General features: G+C 58.0%; 13 protein-coding genes. 1 reads left to right on the top strand and 12 read right to left on the bottom strand.

Going from position 1 to position 14,673, the window contains the following annotated elements:
- Positions 1-3 precede the first annotated feature (3 nt).
- The 9 genes from CU102_RS13480 to rimP form a co-directional block, all read right to left on the bottom strand.
- Positions 4-1,023 (bottom strand): class I SAM-dependent methyltransferase, encoded by a 1,020-nt coding sequence (locus CU102_RS13480; RefSeq protein WP_106711628.1) that lies wholly within the window; start codon positions 1,021-1,023, stop codon positions 4-6.
- 90 nt (positions 1,024-1,113) lie between these two features.
- On the bottom strand, positions 1,114-3,258 hold the full coding sequence (pnp, locus tag CU102_RS13475; protein ID WP_106711627.1) for a polyribonucleotide nucleotidyltransferase: 2,145 nt from the start codon (positions 3,256-3,258) through the stop codon (positions 1,114-1,116).
- Between the two features lie 254 nt (positions 3,259-3,512).
- Positions 3,513-3,860, bottom strand: coding sequence for a 30S ribosomal protein S15 (gene rpsO, locus CU102_RS13470; protein ID WP_106667512.1), 348 nt, complete (start codon positions 3,858-3,860; stop codon positions 3,513-3,515).
- 74 nt (positions 3,861-3,934) lie between these two features.
- Positions 3,935-4,906, bottom strand: coding sequence for a tRNA pseudouridine(55) synthase TruB (gene truB / locus CU102_RS13465; RefSeq protein ID WP_106711626.1), 972 nt, complete (start codon positions 4,904-4,906; stop codon positions 3,935-3,937).
- Positions 4,906-5,358: a 30S ribosome-binding factor RbfA gene (rbfA, locus tag CU102_RS13460; RefSeq protein WP_106711625.1), complete on the bottom strand. Its 453-nt coding sequence runs from the start codon at positions 5,356-5,358 to the stop codon at positions 4,906-4,908. Before rbfA ends, truB begins: the two co-directional genes overlap by 1 nt.
- A gap of 76 nt (positions 5,359-5,434) precedes the next feature.
- Complete coding sequence (infB, locus tag CU102_RS13455) at positions 5,435-8,173, bottom strand: translation initiation factor IF-2 (RefSeq protein ID WP_106711624.1); 2,739 nt, start codon at positions 8,171-8,173, stop codon at positions 5,435-5,437.
- Positions 8,170-8,811, bottom strand: a complete 642-nt coding sequence (locus CU102_RS13450; RefSeq protein ID WP_106711623.1) for an RNA-binding protein — start codon at positions 8,809-8,811, stop codon at positions 8,170-8,172. The genes infB and CU102_RS13450 overlap by 4 nt, the downstream gene beginning before the upstream one ends.
- Before the next feature lie 27 nt (positions 8,812-8,838).
- Complete coding sequence (gene nusA / locus CU102_RS13445) at positions 8,839-10,440, bottom strand: transcription termination factor NusA (RefSeq protein ID WP_106711622.1); 1,602 nt, start codon at positions 10,438-10,440, stop codon at positions 8,839-8,841.
- A 51-nt stretch (positions 10,441-10,491) separates the two neighbouring features.
- Positions 10,492-11,151, bottom strand: coding sequence for a ribosome maturation factor RimP (rimP, locus tag CU102_RS13440; protein ID WP_106711621.1), 660 nt, complete (start codon positions 11,149-11,151; stop codon positions 10,492-10,494).
- A 270-nt stretch (positions 11,152-11,421) separates the two neighbouring features.
- Here rimP and CU102_RS29865 point away from each other — a divergent pair, with 270 nt between their 5' ends.
- On the top strand, positions 11,422-11,586 hold the full coding sequence (locus tag CU102_RS29865; protein WP_166648410.1) for a hypothetical protein: 165 nt from the start codon (positions 11,422-11,424) through the stop codon (positions 11,584-11,586).
- A gap of 31 nt (positions 11,587-11,617) precedes the next feature.
- Here CU102_RS29865 and CU102_RS13435 read toward each other — a convergent pair whose 3' ends face one another.
- The 3 genes from CU102_RS13435 to CU102_RS13425 are packed head-to-tail and all read right to left on the bottom strand — an operon-like array spanning position 11,618 to position 14,579.
- Complete coding sequence (locus CU102_RS13435) at positions 11,618-13,135, bottom strand: tripartite tricarboxylate transporter permease (RefSeq protein ID WP_106711620.1); 1,518 nt, start codon at positions 13,133-13,135, stop codon at positions 11,618-11,620.
- 14 nt (positions 13,136-13,149) lie between these two features.
- On the bottom strand, positions 13,150-13,632 hold the full coding sequence (locus CU102_RS13430) for a tripartite tricarboxylate transporter TctB family protein (RefSeq protein ID WP_106711619.1): 483 nt from the start codon (positions 13,630-13,632) through the stop codon (positions 13,150-13,152).
- Entirely contained in the window at positions 13,629-14,579 is a 951-nt protein-coding gene (locus CU102_RS13425) for a Bug family tripartite tricarboxylate transporter substrate binding protein (protein ID WP_106711618.1), read from the bottom strand. The genes CU102_RS13430 and CU102_RS13425 overlap by 4 nt, the downstream gene beginning before the upstream one ends.
- Between the last annotated feature and the right edge of the window lie 94 nt (positions 14,580-14,673).

The raw sequence follows: 14,673 nt of genomic DNA, 5'->3' as shown, positions 1-14,673 counted from the left end.
AGATTACTTCTTCGCTTCGATGATCTTGTAGCCGGCATCGTCTTCCAGCGGCTGCACCGATTTGAAGAGTGCCTTGAGGTCGGCCTCATAGGGCATTTGCCGATTGGCGACGAGCAACAGCTTGCCGCCCGGCTTCAGGCGTTTGGCTGCAGCCGCGATGAACCCCTGCCCCATCGTCGGGTCAGCGCTGCGCCCGGCATGGAATGGTGGGTTCATGACGATTGTGTCATAAATCTCTGAAATTGCTTCACTATTAACATCGAACCAGTGGAAGGAAACCGGCACGTCCGGGCTCCCGGCGACGTTCAGTCTGGCCGCTTCCAGCGCCTCGAAATCAGCCTCGTAGAGCGCCAATGACTTGAGCTTGTCCGGGTAGTTCAGCACCTGCGCAGCGAGATAGCCCCAGCCTGCACCGAAGTCGGCCACGTGACCGCTGATCCGCCCTTCAAAATGCTTGACCAGCATGGCCGAGCCCTTGTCGATGGCGGTGTGCGAGAACATGCCCGGCCCGGTCGTAAACCGGTTCTCTAGCCTCGTTGGCGCCGCCATAAGCGCTTGAATTTTATCACTATTCAGTTGTTCCGACCGATCGAACCAGAAGGCGACGGCGTGGTGTTTCGACAGCCTGTCGATGACCGGCGCCAGTCCTTCAACGGTCTTGCGGAAGCTATCAACGCCAAGTTTCTTGTCTCCGGAAACCACAATTCTCCCACCGGGATTGACGTGGCTGAGCGCCAGCGCCAGCCAGGCTTCGTTGCGGCCACGATGCTTGCCGATCAGGATCAACGCCCCGTCGAAACGTTCATTACCCTGCAACCGCGGGATGGCATTGAAACCCGCCTTCTGCAATGCAAGGTAGTCAGGCTTGAACGGCTGCAGACAGGTCAGGACGCCGCGCCAACCATCGGAGATCTCGCGATCCGCCTCAGCCCCAAGAAACAGCCATCTCTCGCTTGCGCTCGGCACGGCAAGTATCTCTTGGTCAAAGGGCAGGAAAAGCGTCTTGAGCGCGCCGTTGGTCATGATGATGTCCGTCTTTTATTCCGCTTAATCAAGAAAAAGCGCGCCCAGACAAGAATCCGGGCGCGCTTCGATCATCTAGAGGTCAGAAGTTTACTCTGCGTCTTCTTCGGCCGGCTTCTTTTCCTGAACGATTTCCTTGCCGGTTTCCTGATTGACGACTTTCATCGATAGGCGAACCTTGCCGCGTTCGTCGAAGCCCATCAGCTTGACCCAGACCTTCTGGCCTTCCTTGACCACGTCGGAGGTCTTGGCAACGCGCTCCGAAGCGAGCTGCGAGATATGGACGAGACCATCGCGTGGGCCGAAGAAATTGACGAATGCGCCGAAGTCTGCGGTCTTGACGACCGTGCCTTCGTAGATCTCGCCGACTTCCGGCTCGGCAACAATGGAGTGGATCCACTTGCGTGCGGCTTCGATTTCCTTGGCCGAGGAAGAAGCGATCTTGACCGTGCCATCGTCCTCTATGTTGATCTTCGCACCCGTCTTTTCAACGATTTCGCGAATGACCTTGCCGCCAGAACCGATGACGTCACGGATCTTGTCGGTCGGAATGTTCATGACTTCGATGCGTGGTGCAAATTCGCCAAGTTCCGAACGGCCTTCGGTAATGGCCTTCGCCATTTCGCCGAGGATGTGCAGACGGCCGTCCTTGGCCTGAGCCAGAGCGACCTTCATGATCTCTTCGGTGATGCCGTCGATCTTGATGTCCATCTGCAGCGCGGTAATACCGCCATCAGTACCAGCCACCTTGAAATCCATGTCGCCGAGATGATCTTCGTCACCGAGGATGTCGGAGAGAACAGCGAACTTTTCGCCTTCGAGGATCAGGCCCATGGCGATACCGGCAACCGGACGGAGCAACGGAACACCGGCATCCATCAGTGCCAGCGACGTGCCGCAAACGGTGGCCATCGAGGACGAACCATTGGATTCGGTGATCTCGGAGACCGTACGGAGCGTGTAAGGGAACTGTTCCTTGGCAGGCAGAACCGGGTGGATGGCGCGCCAAGCGAGCTTGCCGTGACCGATTTCGCGGCGGCCAGGAGAACCCATGCGTCCTGTTTCACCGACCGAATAGGGCGGGAAATTGTAGTGAAGCATGAAGGTTTCTTTGTACATGCCGGTCAGCGAGTCGACATACTGTTCGTCTTCGCCGGTTCCGAGCGTGGCAACCACGATGGCCTGTGTTTCACCGCGGGTGAACAGGGCAGAACCATGGGTGCGCGGCAGGAGACCGACTTCCGAAACGATCGGACGAACCGTCTTCAGATCACGGCCATCGATACGGCTGCCGGTGTCGAGAATGTTCCAGCGAACGATCTTCGCCTGAACCGACTTGAATACGGTAGCGACTTCTTCAGCGGAAAACTCAGGCTCTTCAACACCTTCCGGGAAGAAATGCGCCTTGACCTTGGCCTTGGCAGCATCGACGGCAGCGTAACGCTGCTGCTTGTCGGTGATCTTGTAGGCTTCGCGCAAATCAGCTTCGGCAACCTTAAGAACGGCTGCTTCGACCGCCGAAAGATCGTCTGTAGCGAAGTCGCGTGGCTCCTTGGCAGCAACCTCGGCGAGCTTGATGATCGCCTCGAGAACCGGCTGGAAGCCCTTGTGGCCGAACATGACGGCGCCGAGCATGACGTCTTCGGCCAATTCCTTGGCTTCCGATTCAACCATGAGAACGGCATCGCCTGTACCGGCGACAACGAGGTCGAGGCTCGATTCAACCATTTCGTCGATGGTTGGGTTGAGCTTGTAATCACCGCCGATATAACCGACGCGAGCGCCGCCAATCGGGCCCATGAAAGGAACGCCGGAGAGCGTCAGGGCAGCCGAAGCGCCAATCATCGAAACGATATCGGGATTGTTTTCGAGATCATGCTGGATGACCGTGATGACAACCTGGGTGTCGTTCTTGTAGCCGTCAGCGAAGAGCGGGCGAATCGGGCGGTCGATCAGGCGCGAAACCAATGTTTCGTTTTCGCTCGGGCGACCTTCGCGCTTGAAATAGCCACCTGGAATTTTGCCGGCGGCATAGGTCTTTTCCTGGTAGTTGACGGTCAGCGGGAAAAAGTCCTGACCCGGCTTCGGTTCCTTGGCGGAAACGACGGTAGCAAGCACAACGGTCTCGCCGTAGGTGGCGAGAACGGCACCGTCAGCCTGACGGGCGATCTTGCCGGTTTCGAGAATGAGCGGACGTCCGCCCCATTCGATTTCAACTTTGTGTTGATTAAACATGTCTTGTCCTTCAATGGGAAAAAACGCGCATCCCTTTGGATAGCAGCATCTCTCCCGTTTCGTTTAGACCAATCACGGGCAAGACAACGTGCAACTCGCCCTCCCGAGTTGCCTGCAATCCTGCCCCATGATCTGCCTCATGGTAGTACTCATCCCCATCGAAGTTTCCCTGTCATTTCATTCGAAATGACCGCCTCCTATGGAGATGAAATAAACCGGCGGAGCGTGGATAACGCATCCGCCGGTCCAATCTGTTAGCGGCGCAGGCCGAGCTTTTCGATCAGCGTCTGGTAGCGGCCCTGGTCAACTTTCTTGAGATAGTCAAGAAGGCTGCGGCGCGTCGAGACGAGCTTGAGAAGACCACGACGGGAATGATTGTCCTTCTTGTGGTCCTTGAAGTGCTCGGTCAGGTTGACAATACGCTCTGTCAGAACGGCAACCTGGACTTCCGGAGAACCGGTATCGCCTGGCTTGGTTGCATATTCAGAGATCACTGCCTGCTTGCGTTCAGCGGTTATCGACATCGTATATCCTTTCTTTTGAAGAGGAAAACAGGATGCCCACGGCCGGGATGTCGTCCAGCGGGGGCCGGTTAAAGCGATAGCAAAAGCTTGTCGCTGCGGGCCGTATAGTCGAAAATGTGACAAATTACCAGCCGCAAATGATTCAGGCCGTTCTACGCCGTAAACACTCGCTTTGGCTTGAACTGACCTTGCTCGATGAAACCGATCGCCAGGAGCTTGCCCTTGCTTGTCACACAGGCTTCGTCCGCTTCGACAGGAGCGTCGCGTCCGCGCAGGATCACCGGGTTGCCCATGCGAATGCGATGGGCCTGGTCATCGGAGACCGGCACCTGCGGAAGGCTCTCGAGCGCAGCACCCGTATCGATCAGGAAAGCGTCCATAACCGAGAAGCGTTCGGCCAGCCGCTCATAGGAGCGATCATCGCTTGTCTCCTCAGTTGGAACTGGCGGATGCACCGCTTCTAGCTCCGCGAGCGTCACAAAATCGGACTCGTCGAAGGGGGCAACCTCAATACGGCGCAGATCGGAAATGTGACCGTAACAGCCAAGATCGCGTCCCATATCGCGAGCGAGAGAGCGCACGTAGGTGCCCTTGCCGCATTCGACTTCAAAGGTTGCGGTCGAAGCATCGGTGCATTCGATCAGGTCCAAACGGTCGATCTCGACTTCCCGGGCGGGTATTTCGATCTCTTCACCCCCGCGCGCCAGATCATAGGCGCGTTCGCCAGCGATCTTGATTGCCGAGAATTTGGGAGGGATCTGCGCAATGACGCCGGTATATTTCGGCAGCAACGCCCTGATTGCGGCCTCATCCGGGCGGTTGTCAGAGATGACGGTCACCTCGCCTTCAAGATCGTCGGTTGTGCGTTCAGCACCCCAGGTGACAGTGAAGCGATAAATCTTGGTTCCATCCATAACGTAGGGAACAGTCTTGGTCGCTTCGCCGAGTGCAATCGGCAGCATGCCCGAAGCCAGAGGATCAAGCGTACCGGCATGGCCTGCTTTTTCCGCCTTGAACAGCCACTTGATCTTGGAAACGGCTTCCGTCGACCCCATGCCCTTCGGCTTGTCAAAAATCAGCCAACCCGAGACCGGGCGGCCCTTTCTCTTCCGCTGCCTTGCCATCAGTCATTACCGTCGTGGCCGGGAACATCACCCGGATTCGGGTCGCCGCCATCATCTTCGTCGTCATCGGCAAGATCGCGCGTGACTTCCGGCTTGCGCAGGAGTGCATCGATCTTGGCATAATTGTCGAAGCTCGTATCGATGCGGAAACGGAATTCCGGCATATATTTCATCTGCTTGAGATAGGTGGCGGCGCGGCCGCGAATGAATTTTGAATTCTTGTTCAGGGCACCGATAACGCCGTCGCTGTCGGTTGCTCCGATCGGCGAAACAAAACAGGTGGCAATCTTCAGGTCTGGCGACATGCGCACTTCCGAAATGGCAATGACAGCGTTTTCCAGCGTATCATCGCGAACATCTCCGCGCTGAAGCACCTGGGATACCGCGTGACGCACCTGCTCGCTGACGCGCAACTGGCGTTGGGTGGGGCCGGTGGAAGCAAAACGAGCCATTATTGTCATATCCAAATATAAGAGAGATCGCCGGTTTAACCCGGCGATCTGCCATTAAAGATTGAGACGCAGCTGCTTAGAGCGTGCGGGTCACATGCTCGACGCGGAAAGCTTCGATCGTATCGCCTGCGCGAATATCGTCGTAGTTCTCGAACGCCATACCGCATTCCTGGCCAGCCGGCACTTCCGAGACTTCGTCCTTGAAGCGCTTGAGCGTCTTGAGCTTGCCTTCGTGGATGACAACGTTGTCACGGATAAGGCGTACGCCCGCACCGCGCTCGACCTTGCCTTCCGTAACCCGGCAACCGGCGACTTTGCCGACCTTGGTGATATTGAAGACTTCCAGAATCTCCGCATTGCCAAGGAAGGTTTCGCGGCGTTCCGGCGACAGAAGGCCCGACATGGCTGCTTTCACATCGTCCACGAGATCGTAGATGATGTTGTAGTAGCGGATTTCGATGCCTTCACGCTCGGCAAGGTCACGCGCCTGCTTGTTGGCACGAACGTTGAACCCGATGATCGCAGCATTGGAAGCTTCAGCAAGCGCGATATCGCTCTCGGTGATGCCGCCAGCACCCGAATGGATGATGCGTGCACGCACTTCGTCGGTACCGAGCTTATCGAGCGCGCCCGCAATGGCTTCGATCGAACCCTGCACGTCACCCTTGATGAGCAGCGGGAATTCCTTCAGGCCTGTTACCTGCAGCTGGCTCATCATCTGCTCGAGCGAGCCACGCGAACCGGCCTGCTTGGCCACTGCCTTTTCACGAGCAAGACGCGTGCGATACTCGGAAATCTCGCGCGCCTTTGCTTCGTTTTCGACCACAGCGAAGCGATCGCCGGCCTGCGGCGGCCCCTGGAGACCCAGAACCTCAACCGGCGTCGCCGGTCCAGCTTCCTTCATGTTCTCACCGCGGTCATTGACCAGGGCACGGACACGGCCCCATTCGCTGCCAGCGACGATGATGTCGCCTGGATGCAACGTGCCCTTCTGAACCAGTACAGTGGCAACAGAACCGCGACCACGCTCCAGCTTGGCTTCGATGACGACACCTTCGGCCGTACGCGTCGGATCAGCCTTCAGGTCGAGAATTTCAGCCTGCAGCAGGATGGCTTCAAGCAGTTTGTCGAGGCCAACACCGGTCTTCGCCGAAACTTCAACATCGAGCGTTTCACCGCCCATCGATTCCACGAAGACTTCGTGCTGCAGAAGACCGTTGCGCACCTTCTGCGCGTCAGCGGAAGGCTTGTCGATCTTGTTGATGGCTACGATGATCGGAACGCCTGCCGCCTTCGCATGGTTGATCGATTCGATTGTCTGCGGCATGACACTGTCATCCGCCGCGACAACGAGAATGGCGATATCCGTTGCCTGCGCGCCGCGGGCACGCATAGCCGTAAAGGCAGCGTGGCCAGGCGTATCAATGAAGGTGATCTTCTGGCCGTTCTGTTCGACCTGATAGGCACCGATATGCTGGGTGATACCACCAGCCTCGCCGGAAACGACATTGGCCTGGCGGATGGCGTCGAGCAGCGAAGTCTTGCCATGATCGACGTGACCCATGATGGTAACGACCGGCGGACGCGATTCGAACGCAGTCTCATCGTCCTGCACGTTGAAAATACCCTCTTCAACGTCGGACTCCGCGACCCGGCGCACCGTGTGGCCGAATTCTTCCGCGATGAGCTGAGCCGTATCGGCGTCGATAAGATCGCCGGGCTTCATCATCTGGCCTTCCTTCATCAGGAACTTGATGACGTCGACCGAACGCTCGGCCATACGCTGAGCGAGCTCCTGTATGGTGATCGTTTCGGGCAGAATGACTTCACGAGCGATTTTCTCGCGGCTTTCCTGCTGCATACCGCGCTTGAACTTCTCCTGGCGGCGACGCATGGCCGAAAGCGAACGGCTGCGGCCTTCATCATTGAGCGCCGAGCCCAATGTCAGCTTGCCACGGCGGCGTTCATCCTCGCCCTTGACGACCTTGGGTGCGCGAACTTCCGGCTTGGCTGGTGCTGCACTGCTACCACGACGTGCTCCGACAGGACCACGACGATCCTCGTCTTCTTCCGCCAGGTTTGGCTTGCGGACCGGTGCCTTCAATGCGGCCGCGTCGTCGGCTGTCTTCAATTCGGGCTGGCGCTTGCGGGACTCTTCTTCCGCACGCAGTTTCGCCTCGGCTTCCTTGCGAATGCGCTCTTCTTCCTCGGCCTGACGGCGGGCGGACTCTTCACGCTCCTTCGCGCGCAGCGCTTCTTCTTCCGCACGGCGCACTGCTTCAACAGCGGCCTTGGCGCGGTCCTCGGCGTCACGGGCCTTTGAGCCCTCGAGCGCCTTGCGGCGTGCTTCGAGTTCGGCGGTCGACAGTGTATTCAGGACCATGCCGGAACGATCATTCGGACGCTGGCCGGCCGGGCGATAGGGCTGCTGTGCAGGACGCTGCTGCTGGGCCGGTGCCGCAGGGCGCGCGCTTGGCTGTGCAGCTGGCGCAGTTGCGGATGTTGCTGCCGGACGGGGTGCTGCGGCAGGGCTTACCTGCGTTGCAGCAGGCTGCGGTGCCGGGCGTACCGGAGCCGTTGGCGCAGGCGCCGCCACTTGCGCGGGAGCCGGAGCGGGCGCAGCGGGAGGCGCGACCTCCGGTTTGTGATCCGGAAGGCTAAACTTGCGCTTCTTGGTTTCAACGACAACAGACTTCGTACGCCCGTGGCTGAAATTCTGGCGCACCGTGCTCTGCTCAACACCGGGCCGCTTCAGGGTCAGGGTTTTCTTGTTGACGCCAAGCGTCTTGTCGTCTGTCGATTTTGTATCGCTCATTCCGTTTCCGTTTCCTTCGCGGCAGCTGCCGCTTTAGCGTCGGCCTGATCGTCACGGCCATCGCGAAAATGCTGTAGCAGCCAGGCTCGCTTGACGAACCCGGCAGCTGCCGTTCCCTTGAGTACGGCAGCATGTATCACATTTACCCCACCCAATGCCAAATCCATTTCACTGCTTTCGAACAATGAAAGGGCGGGTATTTCCGGTCCGCCCGCATAAACAACCGAACGGCGGGCCTGGTCAAGTTTTCGTACACCGTCTTCTGCCGCTTCAAACGCATGAAGGACCAGAGCGGCAGTACCGTTGCGGATGGCAGCGTCCACTTTTGCGGCCCCTGTTACCACAACACCGGCCTTGCGCGCCAACCCAAAACTGCCAAGCGCCGATTTTGCCAGCATCTGGTCCACTGTCAGCCCGAAATTATCAGGAACAGTGACGCTGTTTTTCAAGGCGCGCGGAAAGAGCTTTCGCTTGACCGCTTCATCCACATGGCGTCTCTGGGCTTTCACCCAACAGCCGCGGCCAGGGAGATTGCGCTTGAAATCCGGCACAACCGTTCCGTCCGGGCCGGCGACGAACCGGATCATGTCATCGACAGAACCGCTTGTCCGCGTGACAATGCACGTCCTGTCGTTCATTTCCGGTTCCACGCTCAACGTCCGCTGTTAGCCAGCGACCTCCTGATCGACTTCTGCTTCAGGCTCTTCGGCGGCAAGATCGTCTTCCGTGATCCATCCGACCTTGAGGCGAGCTGCAAGAACCATCTGCTCTGCGTCAGCGCGGCTGACATCAAACTGCGACAGGATGCCGGGATAGTTGATTGTCTCACCATCCTTGCGTTCGCGCCAGCCGGTCAATTCATCCACTGCATATCCGGCGAAATCTTCGACGGTTTTGACGCCATCTTCACCGACAGCAACGAGGATTGCGTTCGTCATGCCTGGCAGGTCGCGGAGTTCATCGGAAACACCAAGTTCCTTGCGGCGGGCGTCCCGTTCTTCCTCGATACGACCCAAATATTCCTGAGCACGCTGCTGGATTTCGGTCGCGGTTTCCTCATCGAAACCATCGATCGACGAAATATCATCGCTATCCACGTAGGCGATTTCCTCGACGCTGGCGAAACCTTCCGAGGCGAGAACCTGACCGACCATCTCATCGACATCGAGTGCTTCCATGAACAGGTTCGAGCGTTCGACGAATTCCTTCTGGCGACGTTCGGATTCTTCCTGCTCGGTGAGGATGTCGATATCCCAGCCGGTCAACTGCGAAGCCAGACGGACATTCTGGCCGCGACGACCGATCGCAAGTGATAGTTGGTCATCCGGGACCACAACTTCAATACGTTCAGCGTCTTCGTCGAGAACAACCTTGGCAACTTCGGCCGGCTGCAGCGCATTCACAATGAACGAAGCCGGTTCCGGCGACCATGGAATGATGTCGATCTTTTCACCTTGAAGCTCACCGACAACCGCCTGTACGCGCGAACCGCGCATACCGACACAAGCGCCGACGGGGTCAATCGACGAGTCGCGCGAAATAACGGCAATCTTGGCGCGAGAGCCCGGATCGCGCGCAACCGACTTGATCTCGATGATGCCGTCATAAATTTCCGGCACTTCCATCGTGAAGAGCTTTGCCATGAACTGTGGATGCGTACGGCTCAGGAAAATCTGCGGGCCACGCTGTTCGCGGCGCACGTCGTAGACATACGCACGGACGCGATCACCGTAGCGGAAGGTTTCGCGCGGGATCAGCTCGTCGCGGCGGACAATGGCTTCGCCACGGCCGAGATCGACGATCACATTGCCATATTCGACGCGCTTGACGCTGCCGTTGATGATCTCACCGACCCGATCCTTGTATTCGTCATACTGACGGTCGCGCTCCGCTTCGCGCACCTTCTGCACGATGACCTGCTTGGCGGACTGGGCAGCGATTCGGCCGAAATCCATCGGCGGCAGCTGGTCGGCGAGGAAATCGCCGGGCTGCGCATCGGGATTGCGGTCGCGCGCCGCTTCCATGCTGATCTGGGTAACCGGATCCTCTACATCTTCGACCACCTCAAGCAGGCGCTGAAGCTTGATCTCACCGGTCTTGGCGTTGATATCGGCACGGATATTGGTTTCCTGCCCATAACGCGAGCGTGCGGCCTTCTGAATGGCATCGGCCATCGCCGCAATAACGATCTCGCGGTCAATCGACTTCTCGCGTGCGACCGCATCAGCGATCTGCAGAAGTTCTAGCCTGTTTGCACTGACTGCCATGTTCTTCTCCTTGGGTTCACCGCCCCGCTTCTCCTGCGGGCGTATGAAATATCAATCCTGATCTGTTTTTTCCTGAGAGGCGCCTGCCTCGTCTGCCGAGCCCGCACCGTCTTCGGGTATCCGGCCTTCGCGCAAATCCTTGTCGCGGCGCAACGCATCGCGGATGAGATCATCCGTCAAAATAAGACGCGCGTCCGAGATCATCTCGAAGGGAACTTCTACGACGGGTTTGTCGCCATAGCTTGCCTGGTCGCTTTCGACCGTAACGGCGTCGGCAGAAACACTGGCGATGCGGCCGCGAAACTTCTTTCGCCCTTCTAGGACGGCAGACGTATCGATCTTGACGATGTGGCCTTGCCAGGTAGCGAAATCCGATTTGCGAACCAGCGGACGATCGATACCGGGCGACGAGACTTCCAGATGGTAGTGACGGTCGATCGGATCCTCGACATCAAGCACCGGCGACAGCGTCCGGCTCACCAGCTCACAATCCTCGACAGTCATTGTGCCATCGTTGCGCTCGGTCATGATCTGCAAAGTCAGTCCGTTTAGGCCAGAAAGACGAACCCGGACCAGTCGGAAACCAATCGATTCCAATACGGGCTCAATAATGCCGGCCACGCGGGCATCGACACCTGTTTCAGTGATGATCCGTTCTTCGAGCTCCGTGGCGGAGGTAGTTCCGTGCTCTGTTTCAGCGCCGTCTGTCACGCAAATTTTTTCCCTGTTTCGGCCTTAAGAAACAAAAAAGAGCGGGACCGGTCTGGACCCACTCCTGTTCTATCGACCAAGAATATGACTTCTATATACCGAAACGGCAGGCTGTTTTCAAGCTAAGAGAAGAATTTCTGCCCTGCTCTTCCGAATTGAACATTCCGGCATGCATTTTCGCATGGCTGCCCTGCACTATCAGAGCTAAACTTACTGGGTCACGTCTCCTATCTATGCTGCATCGCAACATCAGTGCGAAAGGATAGAAAAATGACAAAGAGACACATTTCCTCCAAGATTGGCCGGTTTTTCAACGTGTTCGGCAGCGCCGTTGCCGTAGCATCGGCAACGCGCATCGGCCATCAGCCGGTAGCTTCGGATCTCCGCGCTCTCGGCATCGACCCGGCTCAGTTCAACTCTATCCACCGGAACTAATTCCTTCCGGTGGACGATTGACTGACAACGTTCAGTCTTCGCTGGCTGCCAGTGCTGCCAGAATCTTGCCCTTGCCGCGCGCCCTCATAATGAGCGGCACAACAACGGCGCATACTGCCAGTATCAGCAGAATCACCGCAATGGGTGAATGAACGAGTACTGTGGGATCGCCCTGGCTGATCGCCAGCGCCCTGCGCAGCTGTTGCTCCGCCATCGGCCCCAGAATCAAACCAACGACGACCGGCGCGATCGGGTACCCGAAGCGGCGCAGGACATAGCCTAGTATGCCGAACGCCAGCAGCATCCCAAGCTCGAACGTGGACGGATTGGCGCCAATGGTCCCGAGCGTGGCAAAGACCAGAATCCCGGCATAGAGCCAATGTCGCGGGATCGACAACAGCCGCACCCATAGGCCAACGAGCGGCAGATTCAGTACCAGCAGCATGAAATTGGCAACGAGCAGGCTGGCGATCAAACCCCAGACGATTTGCGGATTGTTGGCAAACAACAACGGGCCTGGTTGAAGGCCAAACTGCTGGAAGCCCGCAAGCATGATAGCGGCGGTCGCACTGGTCGGCAGACCCAGCGTCAGCAACGGGACGAGTGTGCCGGCGGCCGACGCATTGTTGGCGGCCTCAGGTCCTGCAACACCCTCAATAGCGCCTTTACCAAATTCTTCCGGCTTCTTTGCCAGTTGCTTCTCAACCGAATAGGACAGGAAGGTGCCAATTTCGGCGCCACCAGCGGGCATTGCACCTATCGGGAAACCGATGAACGTTCCGCGCAGCCAAGGCTTCCATGAGCGCGACCAATCTTCCCGGTTCATCCAGACTGAGCCTTTGACCGCCTCGATCTTTTCTTGGCCGTAACGATGCGAAGCTGCAACGCTCAAACTTTCACCGATCGCAAAGAGCGCGACCGCAAGCGTCGTGACTTCCACACCATCAAGCAAATCCGGAATGCCAAAAGCGAGCCGGGCCTGTCCGGTTTGCAGATCGATACCGACAAGACCGAGCGCTAGCCCGATGAACAGCGCCGTCAGTCCGCGGAGGGTGGAATCGCCGAACGCCGCGGAAACGGTCATGAAGGCGAGAATCATCAATGCGAAATATTCCGCAGGGCCGAACGACAGAGCGAATTTAACGATCGTCGGCGCGATCAGCGCAAGCGCCATGGTTGCGATCAAACCGGCAACGAAAGACCCGATGGCCGCTGTCGCAAGCGCAGGACCACCTCGCCCGGCTCGCGCCATCTTGTTTCCTTCCAGAGCGGTGACAATCGACGAGCTCTCGCCGGGCGTATTCAGCAGGATCGACGTCGTCGACCCGCCATACATGCCGCCGTAATAGATGCCCGCGAACATAATGAGCGATCCTGCAGGATCCAGCTTATATGTGACAGGGAGCAGCAATGCGACCGTCAGCGCAGGTCCAATGCCCGGAAGGACGCCAACGGCCGTGCCTAGGGTGACGCCAACCAAGGCATAAAGCAGATTGAGCGGCTGCATTGCGACCGCAAAGCCATTTGCCAATAATGTGAAACTATCCATTGCCCGACCTGTCGTTAAATGAGGCGTTCAAGGGGGCCTGCCGGGAGCGTCAACTGCAACCCCTTGGCGAAAATGACCCAGACGATGAATGAAAGAACGATGCCGATCGGGATTGTCATCCACAGCGGCCCCTTGCCGAATGCCCGCGCGGTTGCAGCGAACAGCAATCCTGTCGCTATTGCAAAGCCAGTAATGTGCAGAAGCAGCATCTGCGCAGCCAGGCCGCCTATGATCCAGATGACAGGCTGAATTTCCTGCGTCTCGCGCTCGGGGAAGTCTCCACGCACCGCTTCGAAAGCAGTCCAGATCGATAGAACGAACAGACACCCAGCAATGGCATAGGGAAATGCCGATGGACCGATTCTGGTCGCGCTTCCGCCCTGGGCCGTTGCCGTACTGTAAACGATCACAGCGGCCAGGATCGCAATAACTGCGGCGATGACCAGCGCCGCCCGATCAGGGCGGCGCGCTTCGGGACTCGGTGACTCTTGCGTCATTTTACGAGGCCAATATCTTTCAGGATTGCAGAAGTTGCTTCAGTGTCCTTTGCCAGCTGTGCCTTGAAAGCGTCGCCAGCGAGATAGGTGTCGGCCCAGCCCTTGGCCTTCAGCTGGTCCTGCCAGCTCTTTGACTTCACCAGCTTCTCAACGTCGGCACCGATTGCAGCTTCCTGTTCCGGCGTGATGCCGGGAGCAGCGGCGAGCATGCGCCAGTTCTGGATCGAAACATCAACGCCGCCTTCCTTGAAGGTCGGTGCATCAATGCCTGGTACCTTGGCATCGCTGGAAATACCGATGATGCGCAGCGCACCGGCCTTGATCTGTGATTCGAATTCGCCGTACCCGGAAATGCCGACCGTGACCTGACCACCAAGGATGGCGGCCAGCGCTTCACCACCACCGGAGAAGGCAATGTAGTTGACCTTCGTTGGATCGACACCGGCTGCTTTTGCGATCAGACCAGCTGTAATGTGGTCCGTACCGCCTGCCGAGCCACCACCCCACGACACAGCGCCGGGATCAGCCTTCAACTTCTCAACGAGATCGGCCATCGTCTTGATTGGCGATGCAGCAGGAACGACCAGTGCTTCGTATTCGCCGGTCAAGCGCGCAATTGGCGTGACCTGATCCAGCGTGACAGGAGACGCGTTGGTCAGAATAGCGCCGACCATGACATAACCGCCGACGATGAGCTGTGATGGATCACCTTTGGCAGAGTTGGCAAACTGCGCGAGGCCAATCGTCCCACCAGCGCCAGGTACGTTGACAACCTGGACACTGCCCGAGATCTTTTCGTCCTGAAGGGCGGTCTGGAGCGTGCGGGCTGTCTGATCCCAGCCACCGCCAGGCGCCGCAGGAGCCATGATCTTGTAGTCCGCGGCAAAAGCCTGGCTGGAGAGAACCATTGCCCCGGCGGCAACAAAAGCTAGCAACATCTTACGCATTTCTGGAAATCCTCCCATTATGGCCGTCAGCCATTGGTTTTTGTTAGGTCACGGAAGAAGCGGGAAGATGCCGACGAACGGAAGTATGAATTCG

It is taken from the genome of Phyllobacterium brassicacearum (assembly GCF_003010955.1).
GTDB lineage: Bacteria > Pseudomonadota > Alphaproteobacteria > Rhizobiales > Rhizobiaceae > Phyllobacterium > Phyllobacterium brassicacearum.
Note: the sequence above shows the minus strand (reverse complement) of the source record. Positions and strands in the feature narration are given on the sequence as shown.

What these genes read in the sequence shown, in the direction of transcription:
- CU102_RS13480 (WP_106711628.1), bottom strand. Translation starts at nt 1,023, where the DNA reads ATGACCAACGGCGCGCTCAAGACGCTTTTCCTGCCCTTTGACCAAGAG.
- pnp (WP_106711627.1), bottom strand. Translation starts at nt 3,258, where the DNA reads ATGTTTAATCAACACAAAGTTGAAATCGAATGGGGCGGACGTCCGCTC.
- truB (WP_106711626.1), bottom strand. Translation starts at nt 4,906, where the DNA reads ATGGCAAGGCAGCGGAAGAGAAAGGGCCGCCCGGTCTCGGGTTGGCTG.
- rbfA (WP_106711625.1), bottom strand. Translation starts at nt 5,358, where the DNA reads ATGGCTCGTTTTGCTTCCACCGGCCCCACCCAACGCCAGTTGCGCGTC.
- infB (WP_106711624.1), bottom strand. Translation starts at nt 8,173, where the DNA reads ATGAGCGATACAAAATCGACAGACGACAAGACGCTTGGCGTCAACAAG.
- CU102_RS13450 (WP_106711623.1), bottom strand. Translation starts at nt 8,811, where the DNA reads ATGAACGACAGGACGTGCATTGTCACGCGGACAAGCGGTTCTGTCGAT.
- nusA (WP_106711622.1), bottom strand. Translation starts at nt 10,440, where the DNA reads ATGGCAGTCAGTGCAAACAGGCTAGAACTTCTGCAGATCGCTGATGCG.
- CU102_RS29865 (WP_166648410.1), top strand. Translation starts at nt 11,422, where the DNA reads ATGACAAAGAGACACATTTCCTCCAAGATTGGCCGGTTTTTCAACGTG.
- CU102_RS13435 (WP_106711620.1), bottom strand. Translation starts at nt 13,135, where the DNA reads ATGGATAGTTTCACATTATTGGCAAATGGCTTTGCGGTCGCAATGCAG.
- CU102_RS13430 (WP_106711619.1), bottom strand. Translation starts at nt 13,632, where the DNA reads ATGACGCAAGAGTCACCGAGTCCCGAAGCGCGCCGCCCTGATCGGGCG.
- CU102_RS13425 (WP_106711618.1), bottom strand. Translation starts at nt 14,579, where the DNA reads ATGCGTAAGATGTTGCTAGCTTTTGTTGCCGCCGGGGCAATGGTTCTC.